The organism is Acinetobacter seifertii (assembly GCF_016064815.1).
GTDB classification, from domain to species: domain Bacteria; phylum Pseudomonadota; class Gammaproteobacteria; order Pseudomonadales; family Moraxellaceae; genus Acinetobacter; species Acinetobacter seifertii.
This window is the reverse complement of the sequence record NZ_CP065820.1, coordinates 1,968,408-1,986,531: the sequence shown is the minus strand read 5'-3', so window position 1 is coordinate 1,986,531 and position 18,124 is coordinate 1,968,408. Positions and strand designations below refer to the sequence as shown.

The window sequence follows — 18,124 nt, the reverse complement described above, 5'->3', positions numbered from 1 at the left end:
TAAAAAATTTTAAATTACATTAATGTTGGTTTAATTATTTTTAAATAGAATGAAACATAAAATTTACATTACAGCAACCTAAAATTAACAATAAAATATTTTGTTACTCTTCTATCATTGCAATTAAAAATTCATTAATATCAATAGCTTGTATATTTATTAAATTTTATTTAAAAATTATTTTAAGTAATTTTTCTAAAATAAACAGCTAGATAAAGCATTGTTATAAAAAAATATTATCTTTCTAGTTGAAAAGTTTAATTTATAATTTTTATGAACTACCTAATTAACTAATTTTTCATTATTTTATTACCATGTAAAACAAAATAAACCTTAAAAAAAGCACTTAAAAATTAATTTAAAATATTGACCAAATTTCATTTTCATAGTTTATTAACAAATAAATTTTATATTAAATTTACTCAATTAAAATTATCTAAACGCATTCTTAACTAATACTTAATTAAAATTGGAGAATTTATTTGTTAAATAATAGAGTTGCGATTATTACAGGTGCAAGTTCTGGCATAGGAAGAGCTATTAGTGAATTATTCCTATCTAAAGGTTTTTCTGTTGTGGGAAATGCTCGTGATAAAGAGCGTTTAAGTGATCTTGAACATTGGAGTAAGGACATGCCTGGTACTTTTATTCCAATAGTTGGAGATATTACAGAGGAAGATGTAGTAAAAAAGCTTTTAACGGCTTGTTATGACAACTTTGCCTCTCCTCCTTCTATTGGAATTGTTAATGCGGGTAGAGGTTTACCAGGTAATTTTATAGATTCTGATTCGGATAAATGGAAGCAAATGATCGATCTCAATGTTCTTGGTACTTTTTATCAACTTCGAATGCTTGCCTCTGCGATGACAACAAATCAACCGAATAATCATGATAAAAATCCTCGAGATATAGTGATATTAGGATCAACTATTGGTACTAATGTTTCTCCTTCTAACCCTGTATATGGCGCAACCAAATTTGCGGTTCATGGTGCTGCAGAATCCCTAAGACGAGATTTAGGTCCACTTGGTGTACGCGTAACTTTAATACAGCCAGGATTTGTTCGGACAAATTTTCAGGAGGCATCTGGTTATGATCTTAAAGCCTTTGCTGAAATGACTCAGAAAATTGGTGATTTAGTAGAAGCTAGTGACGTAGCTAGAACGGTAGAATTTGTTATTGATCAACCACCTCATGTGCATTTACATGACATTATGCTACGATCTACACGTCAATCATATCCTTAATTAAAATCCTTTTTTAACCTAACACTCAATTTGTTGAATTAATATGCTTAGTCGTCGTTATATTATTGAAAATCAAGATGAAATTCGCTCTAACATTAGACGTAGAAATATGAATATTAATCTTGATAGATTTTTAGAATTAGATGAACAGGTTCATACTATTACTAGAGAACTTGAAGAAATCAACCGACAAACAAATGAACATGCTGCTTCTTTAAAAAATATTAAAGCTTCGCCTAGTGAAGAAATGCTCCAATTAGGACGAAATTTAAAAGAACAAAGATTTTCATTGAAAGAAAAACTAGCAGATAAGGAAATAGAACTATCAAAATTACATAGATCTATTCCTAACCTAATCGACCCTCGAGTACCAGATGGAGCCACAGATGAAGATAATGCGGTAAGGGAATATGGCAAAACTGACAAACCAGAATTTGCGTTTAATGTCCGTGATCATATAGAACTTGGTGAAATTCATAATCTTTTTGATTTTTCATCAGGAAGTAAAGTTTCTGGTCAAGGATTTTATTATTTAAAGGGTGATGCGGTTAGATTAGATCTAGCTCTACAGCTCTATGCTATGAGTATCATTGAAAAACGTGGTTTTACCATCCACACCACTCCCGATATGGCTCGTTCTGATATTATTTCTGGAACAGGATATAATCCACGAGGAGAAGAAACTCAAATTTATTCAATAGATAATTCAGACCTAGGTTTGATTGCAACTTCTGAAATTACTTTAGCTGGTATTTATTTAGATACTATAATCAATGAAAATCAATTACCGATTTTAATGGGAGGTTTAAGTCACTGTTTCCGTAAGGAGGCTGGAGGAGCTGGGCGCGCTGGTCGTGGTTTATATAGAGTTCATCAGTTCTCAAAAGTTGAAATGTTTGCTTTCTGTCATCCAGATCAAACGGAAGAGCTCCATAATCTGATGTTAGATATTGAAAAAGAAATTTTTGATGGGCTTGGCATACACTATAGGATTGTTGAAAATTCAACTGGAGATTTAGGTGCATCCGCTTATCGTAAATTTGATATAGAGGCATGGATGCCTGGCAAAAATAGCTATGGCGAAGTTACTAGTGTAAGTAACTGTACTGACTATCAAGCACGCCGTTTGCAAGTTAGGATGCGTTCGTCAGAGACTGGTAAATCTGCTGGTTGGGTGCATACTTTGAATGGCACTGCAATTGCTACTGGTAGAGCAATGATAGCTATTTTAGAAACATATCAAGAAGAAGATGGCTCAATCCGTATTCCAGAACCATTACAAGCAATTATGGGAAAACAGAAGATTAGCTTGTAGAAATTAAGAACTAGAAATACTAGTGCTTTTTTTAGAACATGAAAATCTAATAACCTAGTTGATTCATAACTAGGTTTTTTAATTCTGAAAATTAATAATAAATTAAGTTCATGAACTTAATTTATTATTAATGAAAAACTATTGGTTTCAGTTAATAAATTTAATGTATATATTATTCATTATTTTTATGAACTAAATTTCTAGCAAACATAAGTTAAATAAATATCCCCTGCCATTTAATTCATTATTTTTGATATAGATTAAACCTGAACCTGGTCGTAGTCAAGGTGGTAAAGTTATTTGATTATATTAATAGCAGAGTCTATGGTAATAGATGAAATTGATTATAGAACAACAGAAACTAACGAAAATCTCCAAGATACAGTTATTTTTACGTAAAACTGTTACTAAGAAAAATTTCTAAAATTGTAGTCTCACTAATTTATACAAAATGTTCAATTTCGATACAGACCTATCCATTGGCTCTTTCATGTAGAAAAACATCTCTAAAAAACAAAGCTATTTTGGTTGTACAAGAAATGATTTGATTCGTTATTAATAGTAGCCTTAATAAATTCCCTGCTAAAAGCCAAAATACTAATAATTATCTAAATAATAAAAAATATACGGTCTTTAAATATGTAAAATATATTTAAAATCAACAACTATAATGTAGCCAAACTAAATAAATTGCCTTATACATTACTAATGTCATTTTAGTTATATATAAGAAATTAGTTTTAAAATTTTTAGCAATATTAGGTATATAAGATAAAGAATGATGAGAACAGTTATCAAATTTAAGTATATTTAATAGACAATATTGACAGACAGATCTGTATGAATTAATTTAGAGTAAATGCTCTAAATTGGAAAAAAGAATGTCTATAAAAAAAATTGGTAGCTTTGAATGGATGCAATCAACAGATGGTCATCTCACCACTAAAGAAAAACTTAAACTTCTAAATGAAATTCTTTTGCCTAGTATGCTGGGTGTTATGAAGTCTCAACTTCATATTGGGAGTTCAAAAAGCAATATAAATTTAAAAGATATAAAAGTTCCTGATACTAAGATTATTGTAGAAGCGATAAATGAGCTGAATGAAAAAGCTCCAGGTACTCTTATCAATCATTCATGGAGAACTTATTTTTGGGGTGCTGCGATAGGCCTTCAGGATCAAAGAAAATATGACCCTGAAGTTTTATTGGTAGCTTCTTTGTATCATGACATCGGTCTTACAGATAATCATAAAGAATCAAAAGGTTGTAGATGTTTTACATATGAAAGCTCAATGCAATTTGAAAAGAAAGCAAAGCACTTAAATTATGACGAAAACAAAATCAAAACTGTCAAAGATGCTATATGCATGCATATGAATGGTCATATTGCTGAAGACAATGAATCTGAAGTAATTCTTCTTCAACAAGGTGCATCCTGTGATGTAGTCGGGGATAAATTATTTACCTTATCAAAGAATTATAGAACGGAAGTTCTAGAGAAATATCCACGTTTGAGATTTAACTCAGAATTCAAAAAATTATTAGCAGAAGAACGAAAAACTGTTAAAAGCTCACGAACAAAATTCTTATCACAATTAGGTCTACCAGTGATGATTTCCATGAATCCATTTGGGGAATAAAGCCATGAATGAAACTTTTCTCTTTAATAATAAGTTCCCTGTTACAGTAAAAAAATTCGAAGCAGGTAAATCTACATCTGAAAATATAACTTTTATATTATTGCCTGCAATTGGTGTACCAATTAAAAAATATCAAAATTTTATAGCTGAACTAAATAGCTATGGATTTAACGTAGTTACTGCAGACTATCCTTGTTGTGGAGAAAATCAACCTCACATTGAAAAAGGCAAAGACTACGGATATGCGGATTTAGTAAAGGATTTTGTGCCTCATTTAATCAGTTCTGCTGATACAAAAAATATTATCTTACTTGGACACAGTCTTGGTGGGCATTTAGCAACTTTATATGCAATCGATAAAACAATACCTGTCATAGGAATTGCAACCGGTAATATTCATTATAAAAATTGGGATGGCCTGGGGAAACTCACTATTCTGAAAGCTGTCGGCTTATTTAAAATTTTAACAAATTTATATGGTTACCTACCAGGCTATAAGATTGGATTTGGAGTTAAAGAAGCTAAGACTTTAATTAAAGATTGGTGCCACACTGCCCTTACAGGTAATTATAGCTACTATTTAAATAATGATAGTTTATCCGAAGCCAAGGCTTATTTTATTAATATTAAAGGTGATGATTTTGCCCCCCTGCAGTCAACAAAAAAACTAGCCGAAATGTTTAATAATTATAAACTTGAAAGTATTGATTTAGGAGAAGATATTAAAGGAAATAAACATAGTAGCTGGCTTAAAGATCCCCAACAAATAGTGAAGGGAATTAAAACAAATATAGGTGAGTTATGCTAAACAAAATTCATTTCCTTAAAAAAGAGAGTTTTTATCTTTTTTTTATTTCAATCATTTTAACAATAATTTTATTTAATCAAATAAATATTATTTATTATCTAGTCTTTTTTTTATTGATTGATTTAATCGGATATATACCAGGTAGAATATGGAATTTATTAAAGGGTGATAATGATACCGCAAAAATATTCTATAAACTTTATAATCTATGTCACAACTTTGCCACCATAACAATTATCAGCCTCATTTGGCTTTATTTCGTCAAGAATGATTATAGTTTTATTGCTCTGTATACGCATTTATTTCTTGATAGAGGTTTACTTGGTAATTTCCCGAAGGAAGAAAAAGATACATTTAAAACCCCAACAATTAATCTAGTGGATTGAGTTACTATGAATTTACCTGGTTTTTTATTAGAAGCTACTAATATGAAAGCAAAAGTTGAAAGTAATATTTTGAATGATTGGTTTACTACTAAAAGTACTGAAAATAAGATAGGTACTTTTAAGGAAGATATCCAATTAAATAACAAATATTTAGAAAATTCTCTAAAACAAGAACTTAGCTTTAAATCATTAACAGAATTTTATGCTTCTAAAGCAATTCTAGATATTGTGAAAATAGCACCCTCATTAAAAGAATATGATTTTTTAAACACCCTATTAATTGATGAAACTCACCATAGTTATCTTTTTAGAACTTATCTTAAAGATAATGGCTTATTAGCCCTTACAAATCCTTTAGAAGAGATGGCTGAAGTACTAAACCATTCTCATCAACAAGTTGTGATTCCTTTCCAGGATTTTATTAAAAAATGGGTAGTTGATAAAAACGATTTTTATGCGGGTATTAGTATTATTACAATTATTTTGGAGGGGATCCTTGCACCAACTGCAGAATTAAGTGAGGTTAAATGGCTTCCGTTTTATAAAAAAGCATCTGAAATTCAGAGATATGCCAATGTTGATGAGGTTAGGCATTTAACCATATGTGCCGAAATTCTTAAATCAAAAGTAAATACTAATCCAGAAATTAAAAATGGTCTTCAAGAATGCATCCATGAAGGGTTAAATATCTGGAATACCTCTAATATTCAAAAAATTATTTTACAAAGGGAATCTCTTTATCAGCAAGGGATAGAAGAAAATCAACACTTAATCGAAGATTATTATTTAGTTGATGGAATATTACTTAAAGATACAACCCCTGAGATGCGTCTTGAAATTTCAAACTCAATGGTTCATCAAATGCAAAAATCACGACTCGAGTATATAGGGATTTAACTTAATGATTAAAAATAAATTAGTTAATAGAGCTTCTACTCATATTGTCCATTTATATTTAAATAGTAGTTTGAGAATTATTGGTAATATTTTAGATAAAGCCAGTAAAGAAAACTATGCGCTTAAAGAGCAAATTGAAGATTTCAGAGATGGGGCTAGAATTTTATTTAAAATTAATTATTTAAAAAATGGATATATTGTTTTACAGGTCTGGAATAACTCTTTTCATCTTATTAACGAAGATGAGAAATCTATTACTGATTACGACTTGGCGATCATAGTTAAGCACCCCATTCTGGCGTTTAAAATATTAACTCTCCAAGAGAGCAATACAGTAGCTGTAGCAAATAATAGATTCTTAACAAGCGGTGATGCTTCGTTAGCTATACGTTTTATCAATTGTCTAGAAATTGTTGAAGCCAATCTCTTACCTTCATTTATTGCTAAAAATATTGTTGCTAAGCATGAGCATATTCCAATAAGTGGAAAAATTAATTTTATAAAAAATTTAATTATCTGAGATATAAATAATGTTTAATAACTATGAATTTTTTAGCCCTGTACGAATTCTATCAGGAATAGCAACGCTTAAATGCTTACCAGAAATCATTCATAAGCTTGATGGATCTAGTGTTTTCATCATGACAGATAAAGGAATTTCAGCAGCGAATGCGCATGAGCCTGTAATAAATGTCTTGAATGAAAATACTATTCCATTTGTGATATTCGATGATATTCCACCAGATGGTAGTGTTAATGCAGTCTACAGTGCACGTGAACTGTATGAAAAGCATAGATGTAATTTGATCATTGCCATTGGGGGTGGATCTGTAATTGACACTTCTAAGGCATTAAATATTGCAGTCACTTTACCGGGTGATCTCGAGAAATATCTAGGTGTAAATAATCTTCCACATAGATTAAAACCTTCTATCATCATTCCCACAACTGCTGGTACTGGTTCAGAAGTTACTGCTGTTGCAGTTGTTGCAGATAAACATAAGAAGCTGATTTTTAACTCACCATATTTAATGGCTGATTATGCCCTACTTGATCCGCTAATGACGCTAAATTTACCGTTGTATATTACAGCAATGACAGCAATGGATGCTTTAACACATTGCATCGAGGCATATACTTGCAACGGCAGAAATCCGATTTCATCTGAACTTGCCTTCTCAGCCATTAAAAAAATATTACTTAACCTACCTATAGTAATGAAGGACTCTCAAAATCTTGAATCAAGATTGGCTCTAGCAGAAGCATCTACTATGGCAGGAATGGCATTTTCTAATTCAATGGTTGGTTTAACACATTCTTTAGCACATGCATTAGGTGTTAATTTTAAAGTCCCTCATGGTTTGTGTTGCAGTATTTTTCTACCACATGTCTTAGAGTTCAATAAAAATTATATTTTAGATGAGTTAAGTGAACTCTCTTTACTTTTTCTAACAGAAAATGAGTATAAATCCAGCAGCAAACAAAACCGTGTAGAACTCTTAATCAAGAAAATCAGTCAATTAAAACAAGAGTTAGAAGAAATGTCTAAACTTCCTTCTAAGCTTAGATCAACCAATAAAGTGCAATTAGATGATTTTAATTTTATTGCAAAAAAAGCCTTGGTTGATGGCTCCATAATTTATAACCCAGTAAAGCCTACAAGGCATGAAGTTATTGAAATCTTAGAAAAAGCATGGTGATATAAATGAATATAATGCAAGAAAATAATTCTGACTACATAGTAGTTAAAGATAAAGTAAGTTTAAAAGAATATCTGCAAAACAATAAACTTTTATCTGTTTCTTTAAATACTAAGGCAAATGAGTCAAATGAGTCTCTAAAATCCCTTTCTGACCTTATTCGTAAAAATGCGGCATTAGAGCCAAGTTTGGGAATAGCTTTAACTATGCATCACCATATTGTTTTAGTTTTAGCTAAATATCCAAAGATTTTCAGAAATGCATCTCAGATATTGAAAGAAGTGATTCAAAATGAAGCATTGGTCGCCTCTGCTTTTGCAGAAGGAAATGCTGGCGTAGATGTCTTTAATCCTTCTTCTGAAATCACTATCACCAATGACTCTTTCATCTTAAATGGTCAAAAGAAACCTTGTACTTTATCAAGTATCTCTGACTTTTATGTCTTATCAACAGCATTAGACAATAAACTTAAATTAATTAACTTACCCTCTAAAAGAGAGGGAATTTCAGTACAATCTTTTTGGAACTTAGAAGTTTTCAAATATTGTGATAACCAAGCAGTAATATTTGAAAATGTAAGTTTACAAGAAGAAGAGCTTTCCACTCTACAAGATGATGAATTATCACTATGTTTAATTTATGGGTTATCTTTATTTAATTATTTTGCAGTAAGTGCATATATTGGCATAGCTGAAGAATTAATGAATAATATTCCAGAAAATTTATCGAATATTCCAAATATAAAAATAAGATTAGTTGAATTTACTAATTTGAATACTACCCTCTTATCTCAAATAAACAATATCTGCTCTGAAAGTATTCTTACCGAGCAGAGCTTAAGTGAAGTTCTAAATTTGAGATATTTGGTAGAACAAAATTTAGATAATATTAAATCCTTTGTTCTTCAAAATATTGGTGGAATAAATGTAATGAAAAACCCATCAATTTTAAAATTAGTTAATCATATTGAAATGCTTAAATATCATCCAACAGGTAAATTTCAATTTTATAAGCAATTCGTTTAAAAGAGATAAAAAATGTATAAAATTAATGAATATCGCCAAAATCTTCTAAATAAATTTAAAATTAGCCTTAACCCTCAATCAGCTAAAGACAATATTTTTTACTTGTCTAATGGTCAGATTGCTTATGATTATTTAGCGCAATACGGGGCTGTACCTTTTGGTCATAATCCAGAATTTTTAAAAGAAGCCATTCAAAATTATTTTTCTTCTAACCAGGCTAATTTCATACAACCTAATATTCATCCTAAAGTTGAGGAGTTTGCAACAACTTTAATTGAGTCAGTTAATTCCAATCTATATTCCAGATGTATAACCACGAACAGCGGAGCTGAAACAGTTGAGGCTGCACTGAAACTGGCTCGTATTAAAACTGGTAGACGTAAGGTCCTTGGTATTTTTAAGGGCTTCCATGGTAAAACATTTGCAGCCTTATCTGCGAGTGGATCAAATCGCTTCAAAATGCCTTATATTCATGACAGTGATAGTTATGAATATGTGAATTTAAATGATACAGATGCCTTGATCAACAAATTAAGCACGAATGAATTTGCTGCTTTTATTGTTGAACCAGTATTAGGTGAAGGAGGAATGCTTCCAGCTACATGTGAGTTTTTAAAACTGGCTGTTGAACTCTGCGAAAAACATGGGACTATGTCCATTTTTGATGAAATTCAAACTGGCTTGGGACGGTTAGGTGATATTTGTGCAGCAAAGAAATATAAAATATTCCCAGATTGTATTTTATTTTCAAAGGCATTAGGAGGTGGAATTGTACCTATTGGTGCTGTAATTTATAAAGAACAATTCTATGATTTTAATTTTGATAAGAAACATAGCTCTACATTTGCTAACAACTCCCTTTCTGCAACAATTGCTCTAAATGTTATTAATCATTTGGATAATCCTGATAACAAGATATATGAAAATGTGAACAATTTAAGTAAATATCTAGATGAGTGCATAAGAAACCTTACAGATCAATATTCAGATATTATTAAGTTTACGGGTCAGGGATTAATGCGTGCTTTTGAGTTTTATAATAAAGAGGCTCAGCAAAATATATTGATTAATTTCTGTCAAAACAATGGTAGTTTAGCTTATATCATTTGTGGTTTTCTTTTAAAGAACCATAATATATTTGTAATGCCTCTATTATCTCAACCATGTTCAATTCGATTTGAGCCTCCTTTAAATATTAATTCTCATGATATTGATCGTTTTATTAATGCCTTGGAAGAAATTTGCAAAATAATTAAGAATGGACGTTATGACGTACTGTTCGGAAATTTGATAGATATAGATAAAGATTCTTTACCAGATTTGAGTATTTCATTCCCAGTTTCTTATGTAGATGACACTAAAATAGCCGAAATTAACTATAAAACTGTAGATAAAAATTTAAATGCAGGTAAAAAATTTGCTTTCTTCATTCATGCTACTTCCGCTGAAGATCTAGTAAATACATTCCCTTATTCGATTAAACAAAATTTTAATGATAATCAACTGCGGCAGCTTGCAGATGAAATTCTGGATATTGCTCGAATTGATTATAGCCCAGATGTAGGCGCTTTTTTTAGTGTATACAACGATAAGACATATGCAAATGGAATGTTTATCTTTTCCCCACTTAGCCCAAAAGATATGATGCGGCTGAATGAAAAAGAGAAACTAGACTTAATGCTTGAATACCTACAAGTCGCTGAAGAAAATGGTGCTGAGCTGGTAGGACTAGGCGCATACACATCTGTAATCGCTAATGGTGGGACTAGCATTTTACCTCATGCCAATAACCTTACAGTTACTAATGGGAATTCACTTACTGCTCTTTCCACAGTAGAGAGCTTATTTTCACTCATTGAAGATAAAAATGTAGAAGATGCATGCGCGGTCATTGTAGGAGCAAGAGGATCCGTAGGGAAAATAGCTGTTTCAGGAGTGGCCCACAAATATGGCAATTTAATATTAGTAGGCCGGCCAGGAAGTGAATTAAAAATTCAGCAAGAAATTATTCCTTATTTAATACAAAGCTGTCTAACTACAGATTATCAAATTTCAAGAAATTCCTTTTTTGACAAATTGAGTTCTTACCTAAGTACTACTGATTATAAGAAGATCAATTTTGATAAATTAGTTGATGATTTTCTTGAGTTAGGACTCTCTGTGGAGGTCGATTATCAAATTGCTTTCTCGAAAGCAGATGCAGTCATTTCAGCGACAAGTGAAGGAAAAGGCTTCCTCAATACTAAATATCTCAAAAAATCGGCTTTAGTATTTGACGCTGCCAGGCCTTTTGACTTTGTAAATGATGATGATTTCAAAATCTATGAAGGTGGTCTAGTGAGACAGCCTAATGAAGTATTTTATAGTGACTGCAATATGGTAAAAGCCCCAGCTGGAATTAATTTAGCTTGTTTATCAGAAACTATTGCATTGGCTTTGGATAATACAGAAGAACATCAAAGTATTGGGAAAAGTATAGATTTCAAAAAAGCAAGCAACATCTTAAATGTTGCTAAAAAGCAAGGCTTTAAGTCTGTAAATTACAACTTAGAATAAGAGTTAAATATGTTTTCTATTAGATCCTTACATGCTAATGAATTAATTGATACAGAGCTTTTAGATCTTTGTGGAAGTTCAGTATCGCCTCTACTTTTTGAAAAAAATCTCACGTGGTTTATATCTGATAAATCCGCTATAGCCTTTTTTCAATACAAAAATACTTTGATTAGCCTGGGTGGAATCCTAGCAAGTCAAAATGATAAAGAACAAACACTTAAGAATTTCTTGAAATACTGTAAAGACAAGAAATACCAATACCTTTTTTTACATTTTCCTAAAGAGGATATTCCAGTTTTTGAAAATAACTCATTATTGATTAACCAATTAGGAGCATCTTACACAATTGATATTAAAAACTACTCACTTGAAGGAAAGAAGTTCCAGCAACTGCGTAATAAAATTAATAAGGCTAAAAAAAGTGGGGTTTCAGTAGAAAGAATTGATGATCAGGATAATTTTGAAATTCTTAAACCTAGACTTAAAGAAATCAATAAATCTTGGTTAAAAGACAAAAAAGCTAAACATCTAACGAATTTGGTTACTGACTTCGAAACCTTAAATTTAGATTCTGGACTTCATAAGCTCTATACAGCTAATAAGGAAAATGAGGTCATCGCATATATTATATATAGTAAAAACTTTGGTAAGTTTAAGGGGTGGTTTCATAACATTACTCGTAAGGCCCCAGATACTCAAGATGGAGTAATGCAGTTAATCAATCAGAAAGCACTCAATGAATTAGAGGATTTAGATTATCTGAATTTTGGCTTTACACCTTTGGTGGAACTACAGCCTAATTTGAACTTTAACTCCTCCCCGACTTTTCATAAGATAATGAAATTTATGGAAAGTAAAGGTGGTGTTGTCTATCCCGCTCGTTCTCAACGGCAATATAAAATGAGCTGGCGGCCACAGATAATTGATTATGAATATATTGCATTTCCACAAGGAAAAGCTATCAAATCCCTTTTGACCCTATTGCGTTCAACGAATAGTATATGAGTAATTTTCAAAAATTTAAGGACACCATGAGTTTTTCCTCTCATGGGGTTTCTTTATTTAGCATTAAATCTCGAGACAACCATATATTAGGTACAACTATTACTTCTTTTATGAGTGTCTCGACTGAACCTAATTGTTTCTTATTCTGCCTAAACCAAAAACTTAAGGTGAACAATCATCTTGATGTAAAAAGTTTGATTAATATACATTTTCTTAATAGTAAGCAGCAATATATCGCGGAAATATTCTCGAACAAGCGTGATGTAGATGCTTATAAAGATCTGTTTACTCTGGATGAGTCTAATAATGAAAGATTATTTTTAAAAGATTCAATTGTTGATATTTTTGCACAAATTAGATCAATTAGTCCTATAGGTTCTCATAACATTTATATTTGCGAAGTAATTAATAGTGATATAAATGAATACGTTAGCTATAATCCACTAATTTATTACAACAGAAAATATACTTCAGTAAAGTAGTAGTGATTGTTGTCATTATAAATGATAGCTGTAGGCTTTTTTAATTAAGTTATTAAAATTAATTCAATATGCTCAAATTAGTTGAGCATATTGAATTAAATTAAACTTATTTTGATGCCATCATTTATCATTGTCTGATGATTGAACGTAAGAGAGATATAACAAATAGCTTTTTATAAATATAACTTTACGTAAAGTTGATAAAAATTTAGAAAAATTGATCTAACCCCAAAATTATTGAAATCACTTGTTTTAGAATTTTATTTGAACAAAAATTCCTACTTCATGAACCATCAATGTCTAAAATTAAAAATTAAAATCATAACTTATTATTATTATTCATCTATTTTTAAAATTGGCTTATGAACTAGATTTTAGGTGAACATAAATGCAGTAAATAACACCTGTTATTTTATTCATTATTTCTGATATAGATTAAATTAGGTTTTATTAGTTGTCAAATTACGACTTTTATTTGGGTACGTGAAAAAGTGGAAAACTTATATTTTTATATCTTACGCCAAAAGCCAAACAGAAATAGTAGTTATCAAAAGTGTTTTGCATTAAAGAATGCCCATGATTAAGTAACATGGGCCTTTTATATCTAAAATGTTATCTGATGATAGACATTTAATTTTTAATGCAATCGTTATAGCTCTAATAAAGGTGGCAATTCCATTCGGGCAATTTGAAAAGCTTCTTCACGGCTAATTCCAAGTGCGCAAAGTAATAATTCAGCTATCTCTGTACCAGAGTCTCTCCAAGTTTTATGACCTTCCAACACTAGAAAGATTGAGGTTAAAACTGAGCCAGCAATCAAAGAAATAATAGAAATCAACTGATCTTCTCGAAAGGTATAACGCTTACCTTCCAATCCGGCTATGACATCTGGTAAGGGTGAATCACTACCAGTCCATAATGCCATTAATGAAGTTGAGCTAAATGCAAAACGGCATATGAATCGTCCCCAGTCTGGTTCTTCATGTGCACGACGAATATACATGCGAACACCTTGAGCAAGACGAATAGCTGGGTCTTCTTCATTACCAAAACTTTTAATAATTCTGGCATTCATTTCAACTGAAAGTTGAGAGGCAATATCTTCAAATAAAGTTCCTGGTGATAACTTATTATTATAGATTGTGCCACGAGCCACACCTGAAGCTGCGGCTAATTCAGAAACACTAATGTTAGTTGATCCACTTTCAGCAAAAAGTTTCAAAGCTGTTTTATGGATTCTTTGCTGAGATGAAGATAAACTCACTATATAAGACCCTTTAAACAAAATAATAATATTTGAACAGATTTGGCTATTATTATACAGTTTTTATTACCCATTAAAACTTTTTGTAAGCTTCTTTCTCAGCCATCCCCAATTTTGATTTTTATCAGACTCTCTATAATTCTTTAAATCAAGAACCTGTTTTTCGATTGAGTGAGCAACCTGTTCCCTTATTTTCCATATATCTTTTTCATTAAGGACAACCTCAGCTGTAGAAATTCTTTCTCCAAAGCTAAAATAAAATCTTTGAGGCTTAGGAATAGGTAAGTAACCCACACCAGTTGGTATTGGGGGCAGGATGTCTCCGCCTCTCAATTTTTCGTTCAGATTTAATTTTGAAATCATTTTCTGGGCTAAAGCATTATTCTGTATATCATTCGCATCAAGAACAATATCAAAACAATCATCAGCTCCTAAAGAAGCAAATGGGATAATGTCATAGCTATGTTCTATCGCTAGACGCGCAAAACCTGTACGCTTTTTCCAAATTAATTGATAGCTTTCTCCTTTACGACGCATTACCTCACGTGCACCACCAGGAAAAACTAAAATAGATTGCCCACTCGACATTAATGCATGGCAGTTTTCCGGTGTACCTAATACCATTCCTCCTTTAGTTAAAATATCTCTCCAGATTGGGATATTAAAATGCATACGGTCACCTAAAGACCGTAAGTGAACACCATGTTCTAATCTTAGATGTTCTAGAATAAGAGGAACATCTAATAGACCATACAATGTATGATTTCCTACAAATAATGCCGGTTTTGACATATCGAGTTGATCTGAGTTAAAAAAAACTGGATCAAAATACCATCGTTCTAAATTACGTCCCCACTTGCCATAGTTTTCTTTTGGGGGGATGAACTTATCCATTTTATTCTCCTGTTCACATTAAGAAGACGTCCCTGTATTCTTAACTTAAATTATTGTTTTACCCAATTTAGACTTTGTTCCCACAGCTCATTTGCTAAGTTTATATTTTGAGCAGCATGCGAAGAAACTTTGACTTTACAATCTTCATAATAGAAACCTGTGTCACCAGCTACTTGTGGTTGAGTTGCACAATAAAGTGTAGTTTTCGCGCCCTCTTCAGGACTAATCATAAAATGGCTAATTAACTTAACAAACGGTTGTGGCATTGCTCTCCATACATTTGTTGAAACAACCCCAGGATGTACTGAATAAACTGTAACGCCTGTCCCATATAAACGACGACCTAGTTCTTTAGCAAAAAGAATATTTGCAAGTTTAGCCACCGCATATTCTTTTAAACCACCAAAACTGTTAGAAGGTTTTAATACTGCATTGAAATCAATACCCCGAGCATGTCGATGGGCTTTACTAGCGACCACAACAATACGTGCGGGTTTAGATTCAATTAATTTTTCAGTCAATAATTTAGTTAAAAGAAAGTGACCAACATGACAAACACCAAACGTTAATTCGAAGCCTGATTGCGTTAGACCTTTCTGGCCTGCTAATCCAGCATTTGCTATTAATAAATGCAAAGGAAGATCTCGAGAAAGAAAACTTTGGGCACAGCGACGTACAGAATCTAGATCAGCTAAATCTAACGCTATGAATTCAACTTTTGCCTGACCATGGGATAAACTTTGAATTTCTTGAATTACAGATTTCGCCTTGTTAATAGATCGGCATGCCAAAAAAACATGATAACCTTGGAGTGCCAATTCTCTGGCAGTGACTGCCCCAATACCTGAGTTTGCACCAGTTACTAAAGCAACTTTTCCATTTAATTTTAAATAAGACATGTTCTTATCCTTCTTGTTTTTGTTTTAATAGATCTAAGGCAACATCGACAATCATATCTTCTTGACCACCAACCATACGACGACGCCCCAACTCTACCAAGATATCAACCGTACTTAAACCATAACGCTTAGAGGCAATTTCTGCATGGCGTAAGAAACTTGAATAGACGCCGGCATAGCCTAGCGCAAGTGTTTCTCGGTCAACGCGTACAGGACGATCCTGTAAGGGTCTTACCAACTCATCAGCAGCATTCATCAACGTGAATAAGTCTGTCCCATGATGCCAACCCAAGCGTTCAGCAGCAGCGATGAAAACTTCCAACGGTGCATTACCAGCGCCTGCTCCCATACCAGCAAGACTTGCATCAATACGGTCACAGCCTTCTTCTACAGCAACAATTGAGTTTGCGACACCTAAGCTTAAGTTATGATGAGCATGTATACCTGTTTCAGTTGAAGGATCTAATATATCTTTCATGGCTCTAAAACGTGCACGGATATCATTCATAGACATAGCCCCGCCAGAATCTACGACATAGATACATTGAGCACCGTAGGATTCCATGAGTTTGCCTTGTTGCGCCAATGCTTCAGGTGTAGTCATATGACTCATCATTAAGAAACCAACCGTATCCATTCCCAACTCTCTAGCATATTCAATATGCTGTTTGGAGATATCGGCTTCAGTACAGTGTGTTGCCACACGGACAACGCGGGCACCAGCGTTATAAGCCGCCTTAAGATCATGGATGGTACCTATACCAGGAAGCAGTAAAGTCGCAATTTGTGAATGCGTGAGTACATCTGCTGCTGCTTCAATCCACTCTAAATCTGTGTGTGCACCAAACCCATAATTAAAGCTTGATCCTTGCAACCCATCACCATGGGCAATCTCAATACTATCTACTTTTGCCTGATCTAAGGCTTTAGCAATTCCTTGTACATTCTGAATTGAATATTGATGACGGATTGCATGACTACCATCACGTAATGTCACATCAGATATATATAACTTTTTTAAAGATGTAATCATTTTAGACTCCGGCAGCTGTATTGTTCATTTGAATAAACTCTGCAATCTTTTCTCCTGTTGCCAAAGCAGCTGACGTCATAATGTCTAGATTCCCAGCATAAGCAGGTAAATAATGTGCGGCTCCTTCAACCTCTAGAAAAACACTAGTTTTAAGTCCTGAAAACTTTCCAAGCCCAGGAATATTTAAAGGTGATTCTTCTGGAATTACATCAAACTGAACTTTTTGTTTTGATCGATATCCGCTCACATATTTTTGAACTTGTTCCACGATTTGTTCAATTGACTTTTCAACTTCAACTTGACTTGCATTTTCAGAAAGAACATATACCGTGTCACGCATCAATAATGGCGGTTCAGCTGGATTTAGGACAATGATTGCTTTTCCTTTAGCTGCTCCTCCTACCGTCTCTAAAGCTTTTGATGTCGTTTCAGTAAACTCATCAATATTTGCTCTAGTGCCAGGACCTGCTGATTTACTTGAAATAGAAGCAATAATTTCAGCGTAATGAACTTTTGCAACTTTAGATACGGCAGCAACAATAGGTATAGTCGCCTGCCCACCACAGGTCACCATATTTACGTTCGGCTGCTTAACATGTTGTTCAAGATTAACCACTGGAACGCAATATGGGCCTATTGCCGCTGGCGTTAAATCGATCATACGAATATTAGGTTTATAACTTCGCAGTAAAGCATCATTTTTAATATGTGCATTTGCTGAAGTTGCATCAAAAACGATTTCAATATCTTTAAACTCAGGCAAGTTAATAAGCCCTTGTACACCTTCAAATGTTGTTGAAATTCCTAATCGTTTAGCTCGTGCTAATCCGTCAGAATCAGGGTCGATTCCAACCATTGCAGTAATTTCAAGATGCTCGCCATAACGTAACATCTTGATCATCAAGTCACTGCCAATATTGCCACTACCAATAATCGCAGCCTTAATTTTGTTTTTTGATTGTTCACTCATTAA

The 18,124-nt window shown here is 32.6% G+C and carries 16 protein-coding genes; 11 read left to right on the top strand and 5 right to left on the bottom strand.

Annotated elements, in window-relative coordinates:
* The first annotated feature begins 482 nt into the window (after positions 1 to 482).
* The 11 genes from I8T81_RS09300 (at position 483) to I8T81_RS09250 (ending at position 13,061) form a co-directional block, all read left to right on the top strand.
* Complete coding sequence (locus tag I8T81_RS09300; RefSeq protein ID WP_198072709.1) at positions 483 to 1,247, top strand: SDR family oxidoreductase; 765 nt, start codon at positions 483 to 485, stop codon at positions 1,245 to 1,247.
* A 43-nt stretch (positions 1,248 to 1,290) separates the two neighbouring features.
* Positions 1,291 to 2,562: a serine--tRNA ligase gene (serS, locus tag I8T81_RS09295; protein ID WP_198072708.1), complete on the top strand. Its 1,272-nt coding sequence runs from the start codon at positions 1,291 to 1,293 to the stop codon at positions 2,560 to 2,562.
* An 881-nt stretch (positions 2,563 to 3,443) separates the two neighbouring features.
* Positions 3,444 to 4,202, top strand: a complete 759-nt coding sequence (locus tag I8T81_RS09290; protein ID WP_198072707.1) for an HD domain-containing protein — start codon at positions 3,444 to 3,446, stop codon at positions 4,200 to 4,202.
* A gap of 4 nt (positions 4,203 to 4,206) precedes the next feature.
* Positions 4,207 to 5,010: an alpha/beta fold hydrolase gene (locus I8T81_RS09285; protein WP_198072706.1), complete on the top strand. Its 804-nt coding sequence runs from the start codon at positions 4,207 to 4,209 to the stop codon at positions 5,008 to 5,010.
* 392 nt (positions 5,011 to 5,402) lie between these two features.
* On the top strand, positions 5,403 to 6,293 hold the full coding sequence (locus I8T81_RS09280) for a hypothetical protein (protein WP_169329349.1): 891 nt from the start codon (positions 5,403 to 5,405) through the stop codon (positions 6,291 to 6,293).
* Between the two features lie 4 nt (positions 6,294 to 6,297).
* Positions 6,298 to 6,813, top strand: coding sequence for a hypothetical protein (locus I8T81_RS09275; RefSeq protein ID WP_169329348.1), 516 nt, complete (start codon positions 6,298 to 6,300; stop codon positions 6,811 to 6,813).
* Positions 6,814 to 6,823: 10 nt separating this feature from the next.
* A complete protein-coding gene (locus tag I8T81_RS09270; RefSeq protein WP_125698730.1) occupies positions 6,824 to 7,993 on the top strand; it encodes an iron-containing alcohol dehydrogenase in 1,170 nt (389 codons plus the stop codon).
* A gap of 5 nt (positions 7,994 to 7,998) precedes the next feature.
* Complete coding sequence (locus I8T81_RS09265; RefSeq protein ID WP_191001623.1) at positions 7,999 to 9,018, top strand: acyl-CoA/acyl-ACP dehydrogenase; 1,020 nt, start codon at positions 7,999 to 8,001, stop codon at positions 9,016 to 9,018.
* A gap of 12 nt (positions 9,019 to 9,030) precedes the next feature.
* Complete coding sequence (locus I8T81_RS09260) at positions 9,031 to 11,574, top strand: aminotransferase class III-fold pyridoxal phosphate-dependent enzyme (RefSeq protein ID WP_191001622.1); 2,544 nt, start codon at positions 9,031 to 9,033, stop codon at positions 11,572 to 11,574.
* A gap of 9 nt (positions 11,575 to 11,583) precedes the next feature.
* Positions 11,584 to 12,579, top strand: coding sequence for a DUF2156 domain-containing protein (locus tag I8T81_RS09255; RefSeq protein WP_191001621.1), 996 nt, complete (start codon positions 11,584 to 11,586; stop codon positions 12,577 to 12,579).
* Positions 12,576 to 13,061, top strand: a complete 486-nt coding sequence (locus I8T81_RS09250) for a flavin reductase family protein (RefSeq protein ID WP_191001620.1) — start codon at positions 12,576 to 12,578, stop codon at positions 13,059 to 13,061. Before I8T81_RS09255 ends, I8T81_RS09250 begins: the two co-directional genes overlap by 4 nt.
* 649 nt (positions 13,062 to 13,710) lie before the next feature.
* On the opposite strand, the gene I8T81_RS09245 is transcribed toward I8T81_RS09250, so the two are convergent.
* The 5 genes from I8T81_RS09245 to I8T81_RS09225 all read right to left on the bottom strand — a co-directional run bounded on the left by I8T81_RS09245 (position 13,711) and on the right by I8T81_RS09225 (position 18,121).
* Positions 13,711 to 14,325 carry a TetR/AcrR family transcriptional regulator gene (locus tag I8T81_RS09245; RefSeq protein WP_198072705.1) on the bottom strand — a complete coding sequence of 205 codons (615 nt, stop codon included), beginning with the start codon at positions 14,323 to 14,325 and terminating at the stop codon, positions 13,711 to 13,713.
* A 66-nt stretch (positions 14,326 to 14,391) separates the two neighbouring features.
* The gene (locus tag I8T81_RS09240) at positions 14,392 to 15,219 is read right to left on the bottom strand and encodes a lysophospholipid acyltransferase family protein (protein ID WP_198072704.1); all 828 of its coding nucleotides are present in this window, start codon (positions 15,217 to 15,219) and stop codon (positions 14,392 to 14,394) included.
* A gap of 50 nt (positions 15,220 to 15,269) precedes the next feature.
* Positions 15,270 to 16,118, bottom strand: coding sequence for an SDR family oxidoreductase (locus I8T81_RS09235; RefSeq protein ID WP_198072703.1), 849 nt, complete (start codon positions 16,116 to 16,118; stop codon positions 15,270 to 15,272).
* Between the two features lie 4 nt (positions 16,119 to 16,122).
* Positions 16,123 to 17,151: a 4-hydroxy-2-oxovalerate aldolase gene (gene dmpG / locus I8T81_RS09230; RefSeq protein WP_198072702.1), complete on the bottom strand. Its 1,029-nt coding sequence runs from the start codon at positions 17,149 to 17,151 to the stop codon at positions 16,123 to 16,125.
* 1 nt (position 17,152) lies between these two features.
* A complete protein-coding gene (locus tag I8T81_RS09225; RefSeq protein ID WP_198072701.1) occupies positions 17,153 to 18,121 on the bottom strand; it encodes an acetaldehyde dehydrogenase (acetylating) in 969 nt (322 codons plus the stop codon).
* Positions 18,122 to 18,124: the final 3 nt, after the last annotated feature.

Excerpts from the sequence above, each read along its gene's own strand:
- I8T81_RS09255 (WP_191001621.1), top strand. The coding sequence starts at position 11,584 with ATGTTTTCTATTAGATCCTTACATGCTAATGAATTAATTGATACAGAG.
- dmpG (WP_198072702.1), bottom strand. The coding sequence starts at position 17,151 with ATGATTACATCTTTAAAAAAGTTATATATATCTGATGTGACATTACGT.
- I8T81_RS09285 (WP_198072706.1), top strand. The coding sequence starts at position 4,207 with ATGAATGAAACTTTTCTCTTTAATAATAAGTTCCCTGTTACAGTAAAA.
- I8T81_RS09275 (WP_169329348.1), top strand. The coding sequence starts at position 6,298 with ATGATTAAAAATAAATTAGTTAATAGAGCTTCTACTCATATTGTCCAT.
- I8T81_RS09290 (WP_198072707.1), top strand. The coding sequence starts at position 3,444 with ATGTCTATAAAAAAAATTGGTAGCTTTGAATGGATGCAATCAACAGAT.
- I8T81_RS09270 (WP_125698730.1), top strand. The coding sequence starts at position 6,824 with ATGTTTAATAACTATGAATTTTTTAGCCCTGTACGAATTCTATCAGGA.
- I8T81_RS09250 (WP_191001620.1), top strand. The coding sequence starts at position 12,576 with ATGAGTAATTTTCAAAAATTTAAGGACACCATGAGTTTTTCCTCTCAT.
- I8T81_RS09265 (WP_191001623.1), top strand. The coding sequence starts at position 7,999 with ATGAATATAATGCAAGAAAATAATTCTGACTACATAGTAGTTAAAGAT.
- serS (WP_198072708.1), top strand. The coding sequence starts at position 1,291 with ATGCTTAGTCGTCGTTATATTATTGAAAATCAAGATGAAATTCGCTCT.
- I8T81_RS09260 (WP_191001622.1), top strand. The coding sequence starts at position 9,031 with ATGTATAAAATTAATGAATATCGCCAAAATCTTCTAAATAAATTTAAA.
- I8T81_RS09240 (WP_198072704.1), bottom strand. The coding sequence starts at position 15,219 with ATGGATAAGTTCATCCCCCCAAAAGAAAACTATGGCAAGTGGGGACGT.
- I8T81_RS09225 (WP_198072701.1), bottom strand. The coding sequence starts at position 18,121 with ATGAGTGAACAATCAAAAAACAAAATTAAGGCTGCGATTATTGGTAGT.
- I8T81_RS09280 (WP_169329349.1), top strand. The coding sequence starts at position 5,403 with ATGAATTTACCTGGTTTTTTATTAGAAGCTACTAATATGAAAGCAAAA.
- I8T81_RS09235 (WP_198072703.1), bottom strand. The coding sequence starts at position 16,118 with ATGTCTTATTTAAAATTAAATGGAAAAGTTGCTTTAGTAACTGGTGCA.